The sequence below is a fragment of the Marinobacter maroccanus genome (assembly GCF_002933275.1).
GTDB lineage: Bacteria > Pseudomonadota > Gammaproteobacteria > Pseudomonadales > Oleiphilaceae > Marinobacter > Marinobacter maroccanus.
In genome coordinates this window covers 34,150-52,917 of sequence record NZ_PSSX01000013.1, presented here as the reverse complement: position 1 = coordinate 52,917, position 18,768 = coordinate 34,150, and the positions used below count along the sequence as shown (strand labels likewise).

Annotated in this window: 12 protein-coding genes; 8 read left to right on the top strand and 4 right to left on the bottom strand. The window is 52.6% G+C overall.

Annotated elements, in window-relative coordinates; genetic code table 11:
• Window positions 1-63: 63 nt before the first annotated feature.
• Entirely contained in the window at window positions 64-1,608 is a 1,545-nt protein-coding gene (gene tnpC / locus KEHDKFFH_RS14060) for an IS66 family transposase (protein WP_104322481.1), read from the top strand.
• Between the two features lie 171 nt (window positions 1,609-1,779).
• On the opposite strand, the gene KEHDKFFH_RS14055 is transcribed toward tnpC, so the two are convergent.
• From KEHDKFFH_RS14055 to KEHDKFFH_RS14040, 4 genes are all read right to left on the bottom strand, one after another.
• A complete protein-coding gene (locus KEHDKFFH_RS14055; protein ID WP_104322480.1) occupies window positions 1,780-2,682 on the bottom strand; it encodes a GGDEF domain-containing protein in 903 nt (300 codons plus the stop codon).
• A gap of 589 nt (window positions 2,683-3,271) precedes the next feature.
• Window positions 3,272-5,101 carry a GAF domain-containing protein gene (locus tag KEHDKFFH_RS14050; protein WP_104322479.1) on the bottom strand — a complete coding sequence of 610 codons (1,830 nt, stop codon included), beginning with the start codon at window positions 5,099-5,101 and terminating at the stop codon, window positions 3,272-3,274.
• 16 nt (window positions 5,102-5,117) lie between these two features.
• Window positions 5,118-6,821 (bottom strand): putative bifunctional diguanylate cyclase/phosphodiesterase, encoded by a 1,704-nt coding sequence (locus KEHDKFFH_RS14045; protein WP_104322478.1) that lies wholly within the window; start codon window positions 6,819-6,821, stop codon window positions 5,118-5,120.
• A 159-nt stretch (window positions 6,822-6,980) separates the two neighbouring features.
• Window positions 6,981-8,906, bottom strand: coding sequence for a methyl-accepting chemotaxis protein (locus tag KEHDKFFH_RS14040; RefSeq protein ID WP_104322477.1), 1,926 nt, complete (start codon window positions 8,904-8,906; stop codon window positions 6,981-6,983).
• Window positions 8,907-9,201: 295 nt separating this feature from the next.
• Here KEHDKFFH_RS14040 and KEHDKFFH_RS14035 point away from each other — a divergent pair, with 295 nt between their 5' ends.
• The 7 genes from KEHDKFFH_RS14035 (at window position 9,202) to KEHDKFFH_RS14010 (ending at window position 18,170) form a co-directional block, all read left to right on the top strand.
• Window positions 9,202-10,533 carry a methyl-accepting chemotaxis protein gene (locus KEHDKFFH_RS14035; protein WP_241956512.1) on the top strand — a complete coding sequence of 444 codons (1,332 nt, stop codon included), beginning with the start codon at window positions 9,202-9,204 and terminating at the stop codon, window positions 10,531-10,533.
• Window positions 10,534-10,545: 12 nt separating this feature from the next.
• Entirely contained in the window at window positions 10,546-10,767 is a 222-nt protein-coding gene (locus tag KEHDKFFH_RS20395) for a methyl-accepting chemotaxis protein (protein ID WP_146084213.1), read from the top strand.
• Between the two features lie 62 nt (window positions 10,768-10,829).
• Window positions 10,830-11,657, top strand: a complete 828-nt coding sequence (locus KEHDKFFH_RS14030) for an alpha/beta fold hydrolase (protein WP_104322476.1) — start codon at window positions 10,830-10,832, stop codon at window positions 11,655-11,657.
• Complete coding sequence (locus KEHDKFFH_RS14025) at window positions 11,647-12,609, top strand: sensor domain-containing diguanylate cyclase (RefSeq protein WP_146084212.1); 963 nt, start codon at window positions 11,647-11,649, stop codon at window positions 12,607-12,609. The genes KEHDKFFH_RS14030 and KEHDKFFH_RS14025 overlap by 11 nt, the downstream gene beginning before the upstream one ends.
• Window positions 12,610-12,780: 171 nt before the next feature.
• The gene (locus KEHDKFFH_RS14020) at window positions 12,781-15,354 is read left to right on the top strand and encodes a bifunctional diguanylate cyclase/phosphodiesterase (protein ID WP_104322474.1); all 2,574 of its coding nucleotides are present in this window, start codon (window positions 12,781-12,783) and stop codon (window positions 15,352-15,354) included.
• Window positions 15,351-17,318: a sensor domain-containing diguanylate cyclase gene (locus tag KEHDKFFH_RS14015; RefSeq protein WP_104322473.1), complete on the top strand. Its 1,968-nt coding sequence runs from the start codon at window positions 15,351-15,353 to the stop codon at window positions 17,316-17,318. The genes KEHDKFFH_RS14020 and KEHDKFFH_RS14015 overlap by 4 nt, the downstream gene beginning before the upstream one ends.
• A 24-nt stretch (window positions 17,319-17,342) precedes the next feature.
• The gene (locus KEHDKFFH_RS14010) at window positions 17,343-18,170 is read left to right on the top strand and encodes a type 2 periplasmic-binding domain-containing protein (RefSeq protein WP_241956511.1); all 828 of its coding nucleotides are present in this window, start codon (window positions 17,343-17,345) and stop codon (window positions 18,168-18,170) included.
• Window positions 18,171-18,768: the final 598 nt, after the last annotated feature.

The window sequence follows — 18,768 nt, the reverse complement described above, 5'->3', positions numbered from 1 at the left end:
TGATATCGCTATAGCCAGAACTGCGAATCGCTTGCAGCACAGGGACTTGGCATACTAAGGGGCATGACTCAGCGCCCCGATCTCGACCAATTCTCTGCCGAACAGCTCCGTGCTCTCGCGACGGAACTGTTCGATCGTGTCGAGAACAAGGAACGGGCACTTGTGCACCGTGATGCGGTCATCGAGAAGCTGACCCATGAAGTGGCCATCCTCAAGCGCCACAAGTTCGCACGTCGCAGTGAGCAACTGGACGCCGTCCAGGGAAAACTGCTGGACGAGCTAGTCGACAGTGACCTTGCTGCTATCGAAGCCGAGCTGGACCAGGCGATGACCGAGGAGCAGAAAGCCGCTCGACCAAAGCAGCAACCCAAGCGTACACCGCTACCGCCAGAACTGCCCCGCACCCTGATCCACCACGAGCCCGAAAACACCCAGTGCCGCTGCGGTTGCCAACTCAAGCGCATTGGCGAGGACGTCAGTGAAAAGCTGGATTACGTGCCTGGCGAGTTCACCGTGGAGCGGCACATCCGGGGCAAGTGGGCCTGCAACGAATGCGAGACCTTGATCCAGGCACCGGTACCACCGCAGGTGATCGACAAGGGCATCCCCACCGCCGGTCTGCTGGTTCAGGTGCTAGTGGCCAAGTACGCGGACCATCTGCCGCTGTACCGTCAGGAACGCATCTTCGGTCGTGCCGGATTAGAAATCCCGCGCTCCACCCTGGCCGAATGGGTGGGTGCCTGCGGTGTGCAGTTGCAGCCCCTGGTGGATGCACTGAGAAATGCCCTGTTGGAGCACAGCGTTCTGCATGCCGATGAAACGCCGGTCAGCATGCTGGCTCCGGGCAAGAAGAAAACCCACAAAGCCTACGTCTGGGCCTACTGCACCACGCCGTTCTCGGACCTCAAGGCCACCGTTTATGACTTCGCTCCCAGCCGAGCAGGCGAACACGCCCGCACCTTCCTGGGTGACTGGCAGGGCAAGCTGGTCTGTGATGATTATGCTGGTTACAAGGCAGGGTTCGGCAACGGCATCACCGAAATGGGCTGCATGGCCCACGCCCGTCGCAAGTTCTACGACCTGCACGAAGCCAACAAGAGCGAACTGGCAGCCAGAGCACTGGAATACATCGGTAGCCTCTACGAGATCGAACGGGACACCAAAGACCTGCCGCCGGATAAGCGCCGGGAAATCCGACAAACCAGAGCCAAACCACTTGCCGATACGCTGCATCAGTGGATGCTGGCACACCGACAGAAAGTGCCAGATGGCTCCGGCACGGCCAAAGCGTTGGATTACAGCCTCAAACGTTGGGAAGCGCTGACGCGCTACCTGGACGATGGTGCTGTGCCCATCGATAACAACTGGGTGGAAAACCAGATCCGGCCCTGGGCGTTGGGCCGCTCCAACTGGCTGTTCGCGGGGTCACTACGGAGTGGTCAACGTGCCGCTGCGGTGATGACACTGATCCAGTCAGCAAAGCTAAACGGGCACGATCCCTATGCCTACCTGAAGGATGTGCTGACCCGACTGCCGACGCAGAAGAACAACGCCATCGACCAGCTATTGCCCCACAACTGGAAGCCGACTATACCTGACAAGGTGTGATGCCCGGACGCTTACAGGGCATCGGCAGGATCACGTGTCAGCTGCAATGTCTTGTTAATGGCAACATGCTACTTCACGTAGATTTTCTCAACTAAGCATAACTCGAAGGTCCGCTATCGTTGGGAAAGATGACGTACCCATGCAGAACTGATTTTCTGAGACAGGATTCTGTCACGCAGTTACAATCTTGTCTTTGCCGAGACGTTTAGCTTCGTAGAGGGCGCCGTCGGCGCGCTTGAGAGTGTCTTCATATGAACGATCTTCAGAGGTTATGTTGGCGGCACCCAAGCTGATTGTTGCAGCAATATCGCCCACCGAAAAATCACTCAATGCCTGCCTCAAGTTCCGCTGTAAACGCTCCGCAAACTTTAATGCCCGGTCTGGCTCGGTGTTGGGTAGGCAAACCACAAACTCATCCCCTCCAAAGCGACATGCGATGTCAGTTTTTCGAAGCTCTGGCCGACAAGTATTAGCCACTGCAAGGAGAACTTCATCCCCAACATGGTGCCCCTCGGAGTCATTTATTTTTTTGAGGTTATCCACGTCAAATATCAAAATTGCAGTTGGCACGGCATGACGGGTGAACGTTTCAAAATGTAGCGCGAGGTCGTGCTCCAGCTTCCGCCGGTTGAAAAGCCCTGTAAGCTGATCCGTATCGCTTAGCTCCCGCAGTCTGATTTCAATTTCGTGTCGCTCTGAAATATTACTTGCGACCCAAAGCACCAACGACTCCCCATCGACCTTAAAATCAAGGGCCTGGATGCGGCCTTCAAACCAGATGGGATCTTCCGGCCCCTCATCCGGCAGGCCTTTCACGTCCTTATTGCTTAACTCGTACTCTTCAACCAATAACTTTCGAGATTCAAGCGCCAAGCCTATCCGTTCAAGAAACCATTCAGCTTTGTCGGGTTTGACCAGATCTGAAATATACATCCCGATAAGCCCGGTGCCATCGTGGTAATACCGCGCATCTCGGCCGCCAAACACCGCTACATATTTACCACTGCGCGACAAGATGAACGCGGGGTCTGGCAGGGCTTCTAGAACTGCAGTCATTTGCTGAAGATCGATCATGAAAGATGTCTTTTAAATATCGCGCAACAATGCATATTATGAGGAGCGAGTATGCACTTGAAAAGAATGGCCAAACAAAAACTGAGAAAAGCTGTAACGGTGGTAGCTTCGTTGAGGTATTGAATTAATTCGTTCGATGAATGCTCTTCCTCACACTATCGTTTTCAAAACCAAAGTTGATTCGGTGGTTGCAAAGCGGACATTTTGGTCAACTCGTCAAGCTCGTTTTTACCCAACTGCTGACTTGTTCCTGTCGACCTCGGGTCGAAAGGTCTTAATGCCAATGCTGCGGCTGCGCTAACTCTGTGTGCAGCCTGTAAGGCTTACTCAGAATGTTTTGAAAGTATCTGATCACGCTTAAGATCCTTCTTGGTTGCGCCCATTTATTTGAGTCACCGCCCCACCTTTCCTTTTTGATGAGGATCTCTTTGGGGAGCTCTTCCCTGCTTCCAGTGGAGAAACTGCCTACTCCACAACTTTTTGGGGCCTATGTCGCGGATTCGGACACCAAACGGCGCCATCGGAGTTTTGAACTCGGAAACTCTTAAAACGGTGCTCTATCAGACCAGGCGGGCGGTTGCGCTTATCGTTATTTTCTTATCCTAGCTTGACCATCCGATAACAGCATCCGACCCACTGTAGCAATCTCATCGAGTATATTTTGGCCGGTGGTCGCTTCTTTAAAGACAACCCGGACGCAAGCTTGATGGCTCCCTCCCGGCATGAGGCGATCCAGAGCCAATGCGTCGGACAATGAGTTGGTTTTGCCGGCCAGCTCATGAGATCCATGGCCTCTGCAGAGACAATACCAAGTGTCTTGCTTTAACCTGAAGATATCTACGCCGTCTCCTAGGTGCACAGCAATGATTTCTTCAATATAGCTCGGTGAGATATCCGCAAGAAAGAGTTCTGATAAGTCTAACGCAACCAGATAGCATTGTTCGTTCTCCGTACATAGGTCGGAAAGCCCCTTGAGCCTAGCAGCCATGTGTTTAGCCGAAAGATTCTGTCTGCGGGGCTCGGGGTTGGTTCCAGGCGATCCAGAAAAAAGCAGGAGGCCTACCCATTCCCCTAGTTCATCCAAGGCCTGCATGTCGGCTTTGTCGGGGGCGCCGGGTTCGCGTCTGAAGACGGTGACCACCGCTATAATCAACCCCGCATCATCTAACACTGGGGCACACCACACGGAGCGAATGTCGTGAGTAAAGAAAAGCCAATCATAGTTTGGCCACCGCGTCTCATCCAACGTGTCATTGCAAGAAAAGAATTGGCGTGCTTCTGCTGTGGTGGCACAAATACTGACGGCAGGATTAAATTCGTGATGCCCTCGAAGATCCTGTATGAATGACGCAGATTGAGGGCTCGCGTGAATTTCTCTCTGACCCGGACCGGTAATCGTTGAGATGATTGCCAGGTTTTCACAACCACGCACCTGGCTCTCGACCAAACGAATCATTTTTTCAACCAGCTGCTCCCGGGGTGCGCCATGACGCATTCCCTGAAGAAGATTGGCACGTAACGAGATGCCTCGACTCGTCGCACTCACCTGGGAAGCCGGAAGAAGCCGGATTCCGAAGGACGAAACTGCTCCCTCCGGATTACTCTCCGGGTAGACTTTAATGTCAACGATTTGCCGCTGCTGCCCTTTGCTTCGCAGACGCCCAGTACATTGAAGCGAGCTACCTGTTTCCGCGGCCTGGGTAAGGGCTTCACTAATTGTGAGGGGTGCGGTGGCCTCCAGGAGATTTCCTAAGCTCAATCCGATAAGATCATCTTGCCGTCGCCCGACAAGCTCTGTGAACGGCGTTGTAACGTACTGAATCCGACCACTGCGATCGACCATAATTGCGGCGTACTTAAAAATCCCTTCCAGCGACTGTTGAAGTTGCAGTTGCTCTTCAAGTCGTGCTCGTTCTCTCGCTTTCTTGCCAAGGGAGCGACTTGCGTCAACCAATGCACTGATCAGTTGGGCACTCGTAGTCAATAAGCTCCCGACATCGTTCGGAACGCGGCTCCCCGGCTCTTTCCCCCATGCGCACAGAACTCCAAGCTTTTGCCCCCCACTGGAATAAACTGGCGTGCCCGCGTAAAAACGAGTGCCCGCATTTTTGATAACTGGGTAATCCTTTAAGGTCGGATCCTGCGATGCGTCCAGAGTCACGATCATTCTGCCTTCATTAAAGGTCACATCGCAGATCATTTCAGATCTAATCGCCCGGCTCGGAGGCTTTCCATGCGTCACCAAGTAATGTGCATACCGGTCATCAAAAAGGCTGAGCGCCGCGAACGGTTGATTAAGTTGCCGTGCGACAAGATCAATAACGACCTGTATTTGCTCTAATGCGTCGGAATTTCGACGAAGTCGTTCTAGTTCATCGTTTGGACGAGCGATCGTCGAAAGCTGTTCTGGTAAGGCCATGACGGTAATCCGTCCTCTAAAATTGACTGGCAAACTGCCCGCCGTTTGTTTCCCGCAACGATTCCAATGCTTTATCCAGCGGTATCGGACGACCGAGCCCGAACCCTTGGGCAAAATCGCACCCAACTTGCGAAAGCCAACCCAAAAGTTCAGCGTCTTCGACGCCTTCTACCAAGGATTCCAGGCCCAAAGCTGAAGCCATTCGCAGAATGCCAATGATGATCTCTTCGTATCGCGGATTTTGATCTTTGCCCAGCAAAAACTTCTTGTCAATTTTGAGTCGGCTGATCGGAAGCTCCGGTAATACGCCCAGCGATGAATAGCCCACACCGAAATCATCGATCGCAATGTGCACTCCCATTCGACCTAACGCATCAACGGATGCCCTTGCCTCATCAGGACGCGCGATAATCCGCTCAGTGATTTCTATACCCAATTGACCAGGGAGTCTGTCATGAGTTTCCAAGAGCGCTTCCACAAAGGGGACGAATGTTTCCGAATACAAGGTTGGCGCTGCCAAATTGACGGAGATTGGCAGTCGAACGCCTCGCGCCGCCGCCAAAGCCTTGGACATGACATAGCGATCGAGCCGTTCGCTGAGCCCAATGTTCTCCGCCACACTTACAAATGTCTCTGGTGATACTGGACCGTGCCCGGGTAGAGTCCAGCGGAGTAGGATTTCAAGCTCTGTTATCTCGCCGGAATACACATTGAATATCGGCTGTGCAGCCAACTCAAACCCATCCTGTTCAATCGCACGCTCAAGGTGACTTTCGATCAGTAGCTGCTCAGAAAAGTCCATATCCACTTGGCCGGAATACAAACATGTACCCTGCTGGTTGCGTTTGGCATCGGCCATGGCCACCCGGGCTCCCCGAAGGAGTTCGGCGGGCCTGAGCGATGTACCGGGACAAAGGGTTATTCCGATGCTGGCTGAGCATCGAATTGGCCGGCCAGCTATCGTTAACCTCTGCGCAAGCGCTGAGTGAATCTGGTCAGCCAAGACGCGCGCGAGTTGCTCGTCGGCTCCTTCTCGAATCAAGACAAACTCATCGCCATTAATACGGGCAATGTGATCCATCGAGTCAATCAACTCCGACAGGCGATTGGCCACTCGAACTAAAACGTCATCACCGGCTTCAGGACCCAGAACATCGTTAATGCGACTGAAACGGTCCAGATTCACAATAAACAATGTAAAACTGGTTAGACTCTCACATCGCTTCCGCAACTCTTTCTGAAAACTTCGGCGGTTGTTAACGAGAGTCAATGGGTCAGCCATCTCCAAGTGATCCAATTGATCCCGGCGCGCATGACCTTCCAACAAGACACTGAACTGCTTCATTAGAAGTTCGACATAGGACTGCAACTGCTCTGGCCAGCCCGATACGTTCGCCAGCATTAATGACAGACAGGGTACGCTGCTCTCTTCAACTGATATTTGAATGTGAAGAGAGGTATCTTCATCTGGCACTTCATCAACCCGTAACGCCAGAGGCGAACCATAGGGTACTGATGCAAAGTCAGGCTTTTGACGAATTGTCGCTTGCAAGCCGCTGACCACTAGTTCGAGCCCAGTCAGCAAATGCCGCATAAAAAGTGATTGAAGCGCCTCGACAGACGTTATGGTTTCTGCTTCCCGATGAAAACGAAGGAGCTGCTCTACTAAGAAAGCGGGAGCGCGACCGTCGTTTACCTGATTTTCGACGCTATCGTCCATAAACAAATATCCTCGTGTCTCTCGAAACCTAGGCGATTTCGGGGACACTGTCGAGGCGGGATCGGATCTCAACCTATAAACCTTTTCTACCACCCAACAAATGATTTAGTTCATTTTTCGTACAAAACTGTTACTCGAATCGGACTTACAAACTGTGTTTCACGTTCGATATGCATTCAATTGCAATTGCAGCTGTTCCGCAAGATCTTTGAGCGTTTCTGCCGCATCGTTGGTCGAGGCAGCGTTGTTTTGGCTGTTACCTGCCATCTGCCGAATGTGTTCCAGGCGCTGATTGATATCCTCGGACACCTGACTTTGCTCCTCGGCCGCACTAGCCATCTCTATGTTGGTGTCACGAATGCCCCGAACACTTTCCCGTAACGATTCAATCGCCTCTCCGGTTTCCCGAATCATTTCATTGGTTTCTGTCGCAAGCCGACTTCCAACCTCAATAACCTTGGTAACACTGCTGACACCATCCTGAAGATGATGGATTTGATCTTGTATTTCTTTTACTGATTCCTGGGTACGAAGTGCGAGGTTTCGGACTTCCTCCGAGACCACGGCAAAACCTCGGCCGTGCTCTCCGGCTCTTGCCGCTTCGATAGCGGCGTTGAGGGCGAGCAGATTGGTCTGTTCGGAAATGTTCTCAATGACTGAAAGGATGTTTCCGATATTGTCAGAGGCCTCCCTCAGAGAGGCACTGGTGTGAACGGAGGTCTGATTGTTATCAAGCTGGCTTTGAATTGTCTGTGTCGTTTTTGCAATAAGTGATTGCCCATTCTCGGCCAGCGCGTCGGCTTCCCTGGCAATGTTCTCGGCCCTGGCAGCGCTCTCAGCGACGGTCTGCGCGGTCGCTGTCATTTCGTTCATGGCCGTTGCCACCTGCTCGGTTTCATCGGTTTGCTGTGACACCACAGAGGCAGAGTCTGCGGCTATGCCTTTAAGCTCACCAGAGGCAACAAGCAGACTCTCGGAGGATTTTTTGGTGTCGGCGATCGTCGCCTGAAGCCGATCGAGCAAGCGATCAAAGCCTTGCGCCATCAATCCCAGCTCGTTTTTGCTCTTCGAATTGAATCGGACAGTCAGATCGCCCTCGCCGCCGGCGATGTCATTGATTGCCGCAATCATGCGTTCTAAGGGTCTGGCAACGACGAGTTGAGCAAGGATGCTCAGGCACGCAATGATAATGAGCCCAGCAATCAAAATGGCGACGATAGCGACCACTGTCTGATCACGGACCAATGCTGCCACTTCGTCTGTGGAATAACCGGTCACAATCTGATAGCCCCAAGCATCAAATGCCATTCTATCGAGCTGCCATTGCTCGGGGTTAGACTCCAATATGCTCTCCAACTGCTCCGTGGCAATGGTGTCTGAGTGCATCCGAATCCTGTTTTTATCATCGAGAAGGGCGACAAAACCGTCTTCCAGCAGCCTGGCCGACGTGATCGCTTTCTGAAGTTCTTCAAGATCCGCAGAGTAGCCCACATACCAGATGCCGATAACCTGGTTATCCGCGTCGCGTATGGGGCTGTAAGCAGTCAGATAGGGATTTCCGAGGATATCAACCTGCCCGAAATACGATTCTCCGCGACTAATCGCCCTTCCGGCCGCCCCGCTCATATTCAATGTTGTGCCAATCGCGCGGGAACCATCACCCTTCTTAACATTGGTAGAGACCCGGACAAAATCTTGCCCATCACGCACGAAAAGCGTCGCCGTTCCGCCCATAACAGCGGTTACGCCGTCAACGAGATCAAAGTTGTTGTTAACCAGGGTGTCACCCAGAAAAAGCGCTGGCGTCGATTCTCCGGCAACAGGCTCCTGACCTTGAACGTATGCGGCACCCAGGTCGCTACCTCTCTCGACTAGAAGGCTCAGGGAATTCTCAACCCGCTTTGACATAACGTCGTCGGTGATCGACAGCATGCCTCTAACTTCCTCCGTCAGGTCGACCCTGCTGTCGAGAACATCAGCAGTAATGACATTTTTAGTGTTGAAAGCAATAAACACACTTGCAATCAATGCGATAGCAAAGAGAACAGTGGAAATCGAAACAATGAATAGCTTGCGGATGGACATGTCAGCTCCTTGCCTGGTCGCGATTACGCAACATCTCAAATGCCTTGTGGCTAAAAAAATTGTGTGGCGGGCACAACTGTTCTAACGGCAAGGGTGTAGCTTTCATTAGTCGCGACCTCGTATTCCCGACCATAAATTTACATTCTTTTTCATGATGTGGGTCAAATTCGCGCCATTCCTGCCGAAAAAATATTAGACTTCGCTCACCAAAGATGTGAAGAAAAGTTGTATTTGCGCGAACCTGCGCCGCTTTGACAAAACGATGATTTGAAGAGGCCCTTTACGGATGAAAACTATGAGCCTGAATGATGTTTCGGTCGGGAAAAAACTGAGCGCCGGGTTCGGCCTTGTCGTGATTCTAGCGGGGGTGCTCCTACTTCTCGGTCTTAATGCCATGGACGACTACCATCGAAGGTCAGTGATCGTGGGCGAAGTAAGCTCCGCGGAGTCATTTTTATTGGATGCTCGGGTGGAGGAGAAAAACTTTCAAATTCGACAAGAATCCGATTACATCCGACGGGCGAAAGAGCTGGCCGATCAAGCTGCACAAACAGTAGTGCCCTTGAAAGAGGTACTTGTCGTTCCGGCCGATGATCAGCGCGTGGACGACATCGTGTCTGGCGTCGATGACTACAAAAAGCTTCTGGATCAGCTAGAAGCCAATCAGGTCGCTGGTAATCAGCGAGCACTCACAGCCTCACTGGATCAATTGGTGTCTGTTGCACGGGCAATGGTCGATACGACCGTGGAGTTACAGGAGGTGCAACTTGGCAGGATGGCAGAAGACTATGAAACGCTGGTCGGAAGTTTTCTTTCTGTTGGCGCAGCCATTCTCGCCCTGTCCGTGGCAATCGCCTGGTGGCTGGTGCGGTCTGTGACCCGGCCCATCCGTGAAATGGTGACAGTTGCAAACCGCGTGGCCTCAAGCGATTTGACGGTTCAGATCGACAGCAATCGAGGCGATGAGTTTGGCCAATTGCAAGCAGCGTTCGCAACCATGGTCACCAACTTACGTGACCTTATCCGGCAGATAGACGAGGGGGCCACTAATATTGCTTCGTCCTCCGAGGAACTGGCGACCGTCACTCAGCAGACAAGCGAAGGTGTTCAACAACAAAGCGACGGAACCGACCAGGTAGCGACGGCCATGAACGAAATGGTCGCCACCGTGACCGACGTTGCCAAAAGCGCTCAAGCAGCGTTTGAGGCGGCCCGGCGAGCGGACGAAAAAGCATCGGAGGGAGAGAACGCTGTCAATGAGGCAGTCTCCTACGTGTCGCGCCTTGATGATCAGAACAATGAAGTGATGGAACAGTTGCAATCTCTGCAGAAGGATACCGACAACATCGGCTCGATTCTGGAGGTGATTAAGTCCGTCGCCGATCAAACCAATTTGCTGGCACTGAATGCCGCGATCGAAGCCGCGAGAGCCGGGGAACACGGACGTGGATTTTCTGTCGTAGCTGACGAGGTGCGCTCGTTAGCAAGACGAACTCAGGATTCCACGTCAGAAATCGAACAGCTTATTAGCAACTTGGTGGCCAGCGCTAATAACTCGGTTTCAAAAATGGAGTCCGGCACTGAGCTCTCAGAAGAGACCTTGAAAACCTCACGTCGTGCTGGTTAAACCATCCGTGAAATGGCTGAAGCGGTCGAGGAAATTCGTCAGTACAACAGTCAGATTGCCACTGCTGCGGAGCAACAAACCTCAGTGGCAGAAGAAATCAACCAAAATGTGACCCGGATTCGTGACATAGCGGATCAGTCTGCAGCATCCACAGAGCAGGTGTCCGCGTCCAGCGATGAGCTGGCTCGCTTGGCGGAAGGGTTAAGTTCTCAGGTCAGCCGTTTTAGGTTGTAGGGTGTGCTGTACGCGAAGCCGACGCAGCCTGCGCAGACTCAACGGGAGAGGATTCCTATTTAATGCCACGCAACCAACTCGCGAAGCAACATCATGTGCGTCAGTTAGGACCTCCTCCTGAAGCCACCGAGCGCCCGACGCTCGTTTTGGCTCATGGTTTTGGCTGCGACCAACACATCTGGGCACCGGTGGCTGACATGCTTGCCGAAGAGCACCCGGTAGTGCTCTTTGACCATATGGGCTGCGGCCGCTCTGATATGACAGCCTACGACCCCAAGCGCTACACCAACCTCTTTGCCTACGCAGAGGATCTGGCCAACTTAGTGAAAGAGCTAGAACTGGATCGGCCAATTCTCGTGGGGCACTCGGTCAGTGGCGCTATTGGGTGGCTGGCCTCTATCGGAGCACCAGATCTGTTTCGTCAGGTGATTGCTATTGGCCCCTCTCCTCGCTATATCAACGACCCGCCCGACTATATAGGAGGCTTTGAGGAACAAGACATCCATGAAATGCTCGACCTGATGGAACGCAATCATTTCGAGTGGGCGGGTTACCTGGCCCCCATTGTGATGGCCGCCGAGGATCGACCAGAGAAGTCTGAAGACCTTCGTCAGACTTTCCTCAATGCCGATCCCGTCGTTTCGAGGCGCTTTGCCGAATCAATCTTCATGAGTGACATCCGTGAATACTTGCATCAGGTCACCGTTCCGAGCCTGATTCTCTATAGCGATCAGGATGTGATCGTTCCGATCGAAGTGATTGAATATCTGCATCGCACCATACCAAACTGCGACATCCGCAAGCTTCAGGCCACGGGGCATTACCCTCACATGAGCAACCCTGAGGCGGTCGCCGACGCGATTCTTGAGGGCCTCAGAATTGAAGCATGATGTGGACCACATACCAGGCGGCCTGATTCTGCTGGATGGATCCAACACCATAACCGCGGTTAATCAGACATTGTGTGATTGGCTGGGGCTTTCCAAGCAAGACTTTTTAGGCCACGCGCCGGAAACCCGTATGACCCGTGCCTCGGGCATGTATTACTTGGGCCATGTACTCCCCTCGCTTCGCTTGCATGGTCGTGTTGAGGAGGTATTGCTTTCTTTTTCCAATGCGGCTGGCAAAGATCTGTCCGTGATGTTGAGCGCGACAAGCTGCCCAAAGCCAGAAGACGGTTTTCAAGTATTGGTTATTCCCATGCAGCGCCGCAATCTGGTCGAAGAGCAACTGCAGCAGGCACGGAAGACTGCAGAACAAGCGGTAGCTGCCAAGGAAGAGGCCCTTCAAGAAGTTCGGGCGATGGCTCATGAACTCGAAGAACGCCATAAAGAATTGGCGAGGCTCAATTCACAACTTGAACAGCTGGCCACCCAGGATGCGCTCACTGGTCTGAACAACCGTCGGGTGTATGAACGGGAAATCGAAATACATCTGGCGCTATTCCGACGTAGCAAACTCCCGTTTGCCTTGATCTTGGCCGATATTGATTGGTTCAAGCAGTTTAATGATCGTTTCGGACACGATACCGGCGACCAGGTATTAAAAGAGGTCGGGCAGTGCCTCAGTGCGGGAATGCGAGATGTTGACACACTAGTCCGTATGGGGGGAGAAGAATTCGCTTTGATTCTGCCAAATACCACGCTAGAAGATGCTGCCCTTGTCGCAGAACGTAAGCGAGGAGAAATCGAAAAGCTCAATAGTCGGCATGGCACTGTGACCCTGAGTCTTGGTGTCGCCGCTGCTCGCAACGGAGATACCAAGAGTGATATCTACGGCCGAGCCGATCGGTCACTCTACAAAGCGAAAAGCCAGGGCAGAAATCAGGTATGTATGAGTTAGCTTCTCCGCAACCGCAGGTGGTCGTCATGTTGTGGTTAGATCGACTTGATTATCCGTGGTGGCTAAACCTGACACGACATATTCAAAGCCCTCGACTGCTTGCGTCACGGTTACCTGAAGTAAAGGTTTATCGGCAAATATCCAGATCAGTAAACAGAGCGCCGTATTACCATGAGTGACTTTGACTACTCGACTCTTGAAGCCCAACAGAGCATCCATGAGCTGATTGCTCAACAGCACCCGCTTGAACAAACCCTCGATGCCATTGCTGCTTGGATTGCAAGCATGATGCCCGGAGCGCTGGTTTCCATCATGCGGTATCACCCGGATTCCAACACGCTACGTTTGATCCCCAACGACCAGTTCTCAGATCGTTTTTGTCAAGCCATGCAGAATATTCCGGTTGACGAGAACACTGGGACCTGCGGTACAGCAGCTTGCACGAAACATCCCGTCATTACTGAAGACATTCAAAAAGACAAGCGCTGGAATGGCTACCGAGATACTGCCGATGCCGAGGGTGTTCAAGCCTGCTGGTCTGTGCCGATTCTCACTTCAGGAAAAGAGCTTCTGGGTACGTTCGCTGTATATTACCGTGTCGCGGCTTCTCCGACCGCAGGTGCTCAGCGTAACCTGGCCCGAGGAGCGGCGCTGGTTGCTCTGGCGATCTTGAGACACCGTGATTTCCAGGATCATTTGGCGCTCTCTGAGTGGCACCGTACGCTTTTCGATAATCACCCGGATGGCGTTTTTACCCTCAATCTCGAAGGACACTTTGAGAGCTTTAATGAAGCCTTGGCGCGAATCTCCGGTTACCCGCCCCAAAGCCTCCAAGGCCAGCACTTTAACCGATTTGTGGTATCAGATTTCCAGGCTCAGACTCTGGCTGCCTTCCGACGGGCGAGCAACGGTGAAACGGTTAGCTACGAAACCAAGGGTATCCACGCAATTGGGCCGCCTTATTGGCTAGAGGTGACTAACTTCCCGGTCAACATTGAGAATGAGATTGTTGGGGTGTACGGAATCTGCAGGGACGTTACTGCCCGGAAAAGCCAGGAGGCGGAACTGCATCTGCTCAAACGAGGTATTGATGCCAGCCCCAGCGGTATGGTGATGGTGGATGCTCTGAGTCCTGACATGCCCATGGTTTATGCTAATCCAGCCTTCCTGGAGATATCCGGTTACGACCATGACGAAGTCATAGGGCGAAACTGCCGTTTTCTCCAGGGTGAAAACACAGCACCCGAGGCCCTCGAAGCGATACGCCATGGGCTGCATCATCTCAGTGAAGTCAATGTTGAGCTGGTGAATCATCGAAAGGATGGAACGCCTTTCTGGAACCACCTGCGCATCAGCCCTGTGTTTGACCAGCAGGGATCGTGCACCCACTTTATTGGGACTCAGCAGGATATTACGCAGCAAAAAGAGCAGGAAGCCAAAGTGGCCTACCAGGCAACCCATGATCTGCTCACGGGTTTGCCGAACGAAGCCTCTTTTCACGAAATGGTGCGACAGGCGGTCGTTCCCGGCGAATCCGGGTCGGTGGTTGTTCTATACCTGGATCTGGACGGGTTCAAACCCATAAATGACGAGCTTGGCCATCCTATTGGCAACCAAGTACTGAAGACAATTGCGCACCGCCTGACCGACCTGGTCGTTCAGCCGGCGACCGTTGCTAGGCTGGTTGGTGACGAATTCGCCCTGTTAGTTTCCACGTATACAAACCGTAGCGAGATCATTCAACTGGCTGAACGGATTCTGACGCACCTTGCCAAGCCCATCGATGTTCTTGGTCAAATGGTTCATATCAGTGCCAGTATCGGGATTGCAGAGAACTCCATACCCGTGGACGCCCCCCATGAGTTGCTTCAACACGCTGATATTGCAAGAGAGCGAGCGAAGCGCGGTGGCAAAAACACCTGGCACTGGTACAGGGGCCATAAAACCCAACGTTCCCGGAATAGCGTCCGCCTCAGGCACGATCTCCACACTGCATTAATGGAAGACCAGTTTGAAGTGCACTATCAACCGCTCGTGGACGCTGTCACTGGACGCATGCGAAGCCTTGAGGCCCTGGTGAGATGGCGACACCCTACCCGTGGACTGGTTTCTCCCGCAGAGTTCATTCCTTTGGCCGAACAGACGGGCCAGATCGTGCCACTCGGTCTCTGGGTACTGAGGCGGGCCTGTCAGGAGATTGCACATTTCAACGCTGACAGGGAGAGAGGACTGCGCGTTGCTGTGAATATTTCGTCACTGCAGTTTGTTCGTGACGGTTTTCTCGATGACGTGAAGCAAGTGCTGGAAGAAACGGGACTCTCACCGAAGCTCCTGGAATTGGAGGTTACAGAAAGCGTACTGCTGGACGGAGCGGAGCCCGTGATCGAGCTAATGGAAACCCTTAAAACACTCGGAATACGCGTAGCCTTGGATGATTTCGGAACCGGTTTTTCAAGTCTGAGTTACCTCCGTGACTTGCCTACTCACAAAGTGAAGCTAGATCGGAGTTTCGTGAAGGACACCACGACGGATCACCGTATTGCAGCAATCGTGCAGGGAGTGATCACCATGGCTCATCACATGGACATGATCGTTGTTGCTGAGGGCATAGAGACCCTGGAACAACAGGAAGACCTCGCGCGGCGGCACTGCGATATTTTACAGGGTTATCTGTTTGCCCGTCCGATGCCTTTGGCCGAGCTGAAAAAGTTGCCAGACCTTTTGCCAGTGGAGCAACCGCAATGAAGCACCTGGGTGTGCGCTTGGTCTTGGCCACACTTTTACCAACAGTCTTAATTACGATAACGTTGGCGCCATTTGTCTGGTCAAACATCCAAAATCGGCTAGACCATGCAAGAACTTCGGCTCAAGCACAGCTAGAGGCCGAATACGATGTCCTGTTACAGGATATGAACGAAAGCATAAATCACGCATTGGCTGTTGCCGAATTTCCAAATATCGAGCACTACCTTCAGTCGGCGCAGCAAACCCATTCACCGTATGAGGAGGGCCAGCTTAAGCAGAATCGCGAGCAGTTGGACGACATGTTCAAGACGTTGTTAACCCACTTTGGGCGATACACACGTCTCGCGCTAATTGGTAAGGATGGAGACGAACATTTCTCCACTCAGCATTCTGGGGCACGTACGACAAAGCGCAATCATTCCGAAACACGTTATTTTATGGAGGCTATGACACTTGAGCCACGAAGCCTTTATGTTTCGCCGCCCCATCTTGCCCCGGGCATTGCCGGCCCCGAAATTACCACGGGAGTAATGGACATTGCGACGCCTGTTTTTGGCCGTGATGGACAGCGCTTGGGAGTTCTGTTGCTCACACTCGATTGGGGCTCTTTAGCTGACCGATTTCTGCGCGCCATTGACGCACAATCGGGGGCCGTGGCATTGCTTGTGGATGCCAACGGATCGTGGCTATTACCCACAGAAACAAGTGCGATGCCCTTCGGTGGTCTCCTTCAGACACGGTGGCCGGATGCTTGGCAAGCGATGCAGGTCGCTAATCGAGGTTCAGCGTCTGTCGGCGACAACCTGCTATTTTTCCGGACTCACGACATCCGCACTCACCATTTCCGCAGCCAGGCTGAGCAAGTCTTTGGTCTTCAGAACTCTCAGCCTTGGCGACTGGGCCTCATTACTCCCAGACCAGGGCTCGCTTCATTGTTGGCCGAAAGCCCTTGGAAAAGCGCTTTGGTGATACTCGTTTACGGTCTTGCAATCGCCTTTGGTCTTGGCTGGGTGCTGACCAATCATCGCCAGAGAACGTTGAAAGCCGAGGCTCAACAATTGTCCGCAGAAGCAAGAGATTACGCCCGGGAACTTGCGGACCTTTATGAGAACGCGCCTTGTGGTTATCACTCTCTCAATGAAGACGGAGTGATCATGAAAATGAACCGGACCGAACAACAATGGCTCGGGCGACGCGCAGACGAGCTGATCGGAAAACAGAAGTACCGGGAGCTTGTCACGCCAGAAACTCGGGCCGCTTTTGATAAAGCGTTCCAGGAGGTTCTGAGAGACGGTCACGAGGGCTCAGCTGAATGCGAATTGATCTGTCAGGATGGCAGTACACTCCCCGTGGCCATCGAAGCAACTGCACGAACAAACGCAGATGGATTTCAGTACAGTCGGGCCATGGTCTTTGATCTGACAGAACGCAAACAGCTGGAAGATCTGCTTACCAGACAGGCCATGACCGACCCCTTGACCGAATTAGGTAACAGGCGATATCTCGAAACTCAGGCCGCGATGGAAATGGCCAAAGCTCGACGCAATGGCATGCCACTGTGTCTACTCGCGATTGATTTAGATCGCTTTAAAAACATCAACGATCTATACGGGCATGACGTTGGCGATATGGTTCTCCAGGCGTTCGCGCGAACAGCCAAATCGCAGTTGCGAGAGGGAGATGTTTTGTGCCGGATGGGAGGAGAAGAATTTTCTATACTGCTTCCTGACACCAATCCGGTTAGAGCGGAGGCGATTGCTGAACGGCTTCGCTTATCAATAGAAGCAGCCACCGTCACTATTGGAGAGGATCTGATCGACGGAGGAAATTTGACCTACACGGCGTCGTTTGGTGTAACCGAAGTTAAGCCAGATGAGACGTCGCTGAAACCAGCTATCAAGCGCGCCGACCAAGGCCTCTATGAGGCAAAGGAAACCGGCCGAAACTGCATTGTGGTCGCTTGATACTTTGGCAAAGGGAGAATGCAGTTGCGAAACCTGGGCATTCGTGTGGACAGTGAATCTTTAACGCTATTGAGAAGACCATCCGTTCGCAGCGGCCAACAAACGCCAGCCTGCAAACATCGGCTTTTCACATCGGCGCTACTCATCGCTATTTTTGCAATGGCGTCAGCGCTCTCCTATGCCAGTAGTAACAAAAGCGATCTTCGCCTTGCCGTCATTAATGATGTTCCTAGTACTCAATTGGCTATCCAGATACTCAGTGCCGCCTATGAAAAACTGGGTATACGCATTGAGACCTCCGTATTTCCCTCACGAAGAGCACTACTCATGGCCGATCAAGGCAGAGTGGACGGGGACCTTTTCAGAGTCGAAGAAGTAGCCAGCCAATACCCGAATTTGATTCAAGTTCCTTACCCACTGATGCAAGGGCATTTACTGGCGATCGTTTCAGCTCCCCACGGAGATCATCTTCCCGAGGTAGTCAGCCGGCCCCTGGTCGCGGCCGTTCGTAGAGGCGTCATTATTGCCGAGACGACAGCAAATAGGCTGGGTATGAAACCCATTTTGGCCAACAGCTACCGACAAATGAAGGACCTGTTGGAGCAGGGTCGAGTAGATCTAATGCTTGTATCCGATATTGAGGGCCTTTCCCCGGCGAACAACAGTGACTGGCGCTCGCTGGTCATTCTATCCGAACCCATAACACGCTTTTCACTTTTTCATTACTTACATCGTCATCACTTGGAACTTGCACTGCCTTTGGCGGATGTGCTCAGACGGATGGACCATAGCGGCGAAAGATCGCGAATAGTTGAAGAAGCTCGGGGCAATATCACGTCCGAAAGCTGTTAGGCTGGGCAGGTACATTCCTGATTTAAGTTTCTTTGTTTTTCTAACCCAGAACTTCTGCGCTACATGATCTTCTACTCTCGGCCTTCCTGTTTGTTTTCACGCGACGACGACGCTTCTTCACGAAAGCTCTGGATAAAACCTCGTTTGCGGCTCCCGGGTTATCGCAACTGGTCGTCAAAGCGGCGAAAGATTCGCTGTTTAAGATGATTGCCCTTCTCGCATTGGAAGAAAAAGGTTGCGGGGCGAGGTCCACGGCCTCCAGCAAGCCGTGATGGATAGGGCGTTTTACTCGATTGTTCATAAATCAAGTCTCCTGCTAACGCATCCCCGAAGTCTAGGCAGTAGAAGACCTCGAAGCGCTGTTGCCCTCGAATGTGGAATTGGCAAGCGCCTGAGATCCGACGTCAAAATGCGCTTAATGCGAGTAGAGGCCGATTTGAAGGCGCAAACGTCCCTAGAATTGAATCTGGGTTGCATCGCGCTTCATCTGTATCTTTACTAGGTATGTCAGAAACGCTTCACGCAAGCTGCCTTTTACAACGTCAAGGAGTCTTTCCTCACAATGTCTAGACAGTGGCCACCTTCGCGAATTCTGTCT

What these genes read in the sequence shown, in the direction of transcription:
- tnpC (WP_104322481.1), top strand. Translation starts at nt 64, where the DNA reads ATGACTCAGCGCCCCGATCTCGACCAATTCTCTGCCGAACAGCTCCGT.
- KEHDKFFH_RS14055 (WP_104322480.1), bottom strand. Translation starts at nt 2,682, where the DNA reads ATGATCGATCTTCAGCAAATGACTGCAGTTCTAGAAGCCCTGCCAGAC.
- KEHDKFFH_RS14050 (WP_104322479.1), bottom strand. Translation starts at nt 5,101, where the DNA reads ATGGCCTTACCAGAACAGCTTTCGACGATCGCTCGTCCAAACGATGAA.
- KEHDKFFH_RS14045 (WP_104322478.1), bottom strand. Translation starts at nt 6,821, where the DNA reads ATGGACGATAGCGTCGAAAATCAGGTAAACGACGGTCGCGCTCCCGCT.
- KEHDKFFH_RS14040 (WP_104322477.1), bottom strand. Translation starts at nt 8,906, where the DNA reads ATGTCCATCCGCAAGCTATTCATTGTTTCGATTTCCACTGTTCTCTTT.
- KEHDKFFH_RS14035 (WP_241956512.1), top strand. Translation starts at nt 9,202, where the DNA reads ATGAGCCTGAATGATGTTTCGGTCGGGAAAAAACTGAGCGCCGGGTTC.
- KEHDKFFH_RS20395 (WP_146084213.1), top strand. Translation starts at nt 10,546, where the DNA reads ATGGCTGAAGCGGTCGAGGAAATTCGTCAGTACAACAGTCAGATTGCC.
- KEHDKFFH_RS14030 (WP_104322476.1), top strand. Translation starts at nt 10,830, where the DNA reads ATGCCACGCAACCAACTCGCGAAGCAACATCATGTGCGTCAGTTAGGA.
- KEHDKFFH_RS14020 (WP_104322474.1), top strand. Translation starts at nt 12,781, where the DNA reads ATGAGTGACTTTGACTACTCGACTCTTGAAGCCCAACAGAGCATCCAT.
- KEHDKFFH_RS14015 (WP_104322473.1), top strand. Translation starts at nt 15,351, where the DNA reads ATGAAGCACCTGGGTGTGCGCTTGGTCTTGGCCACACTTTTACCAACA.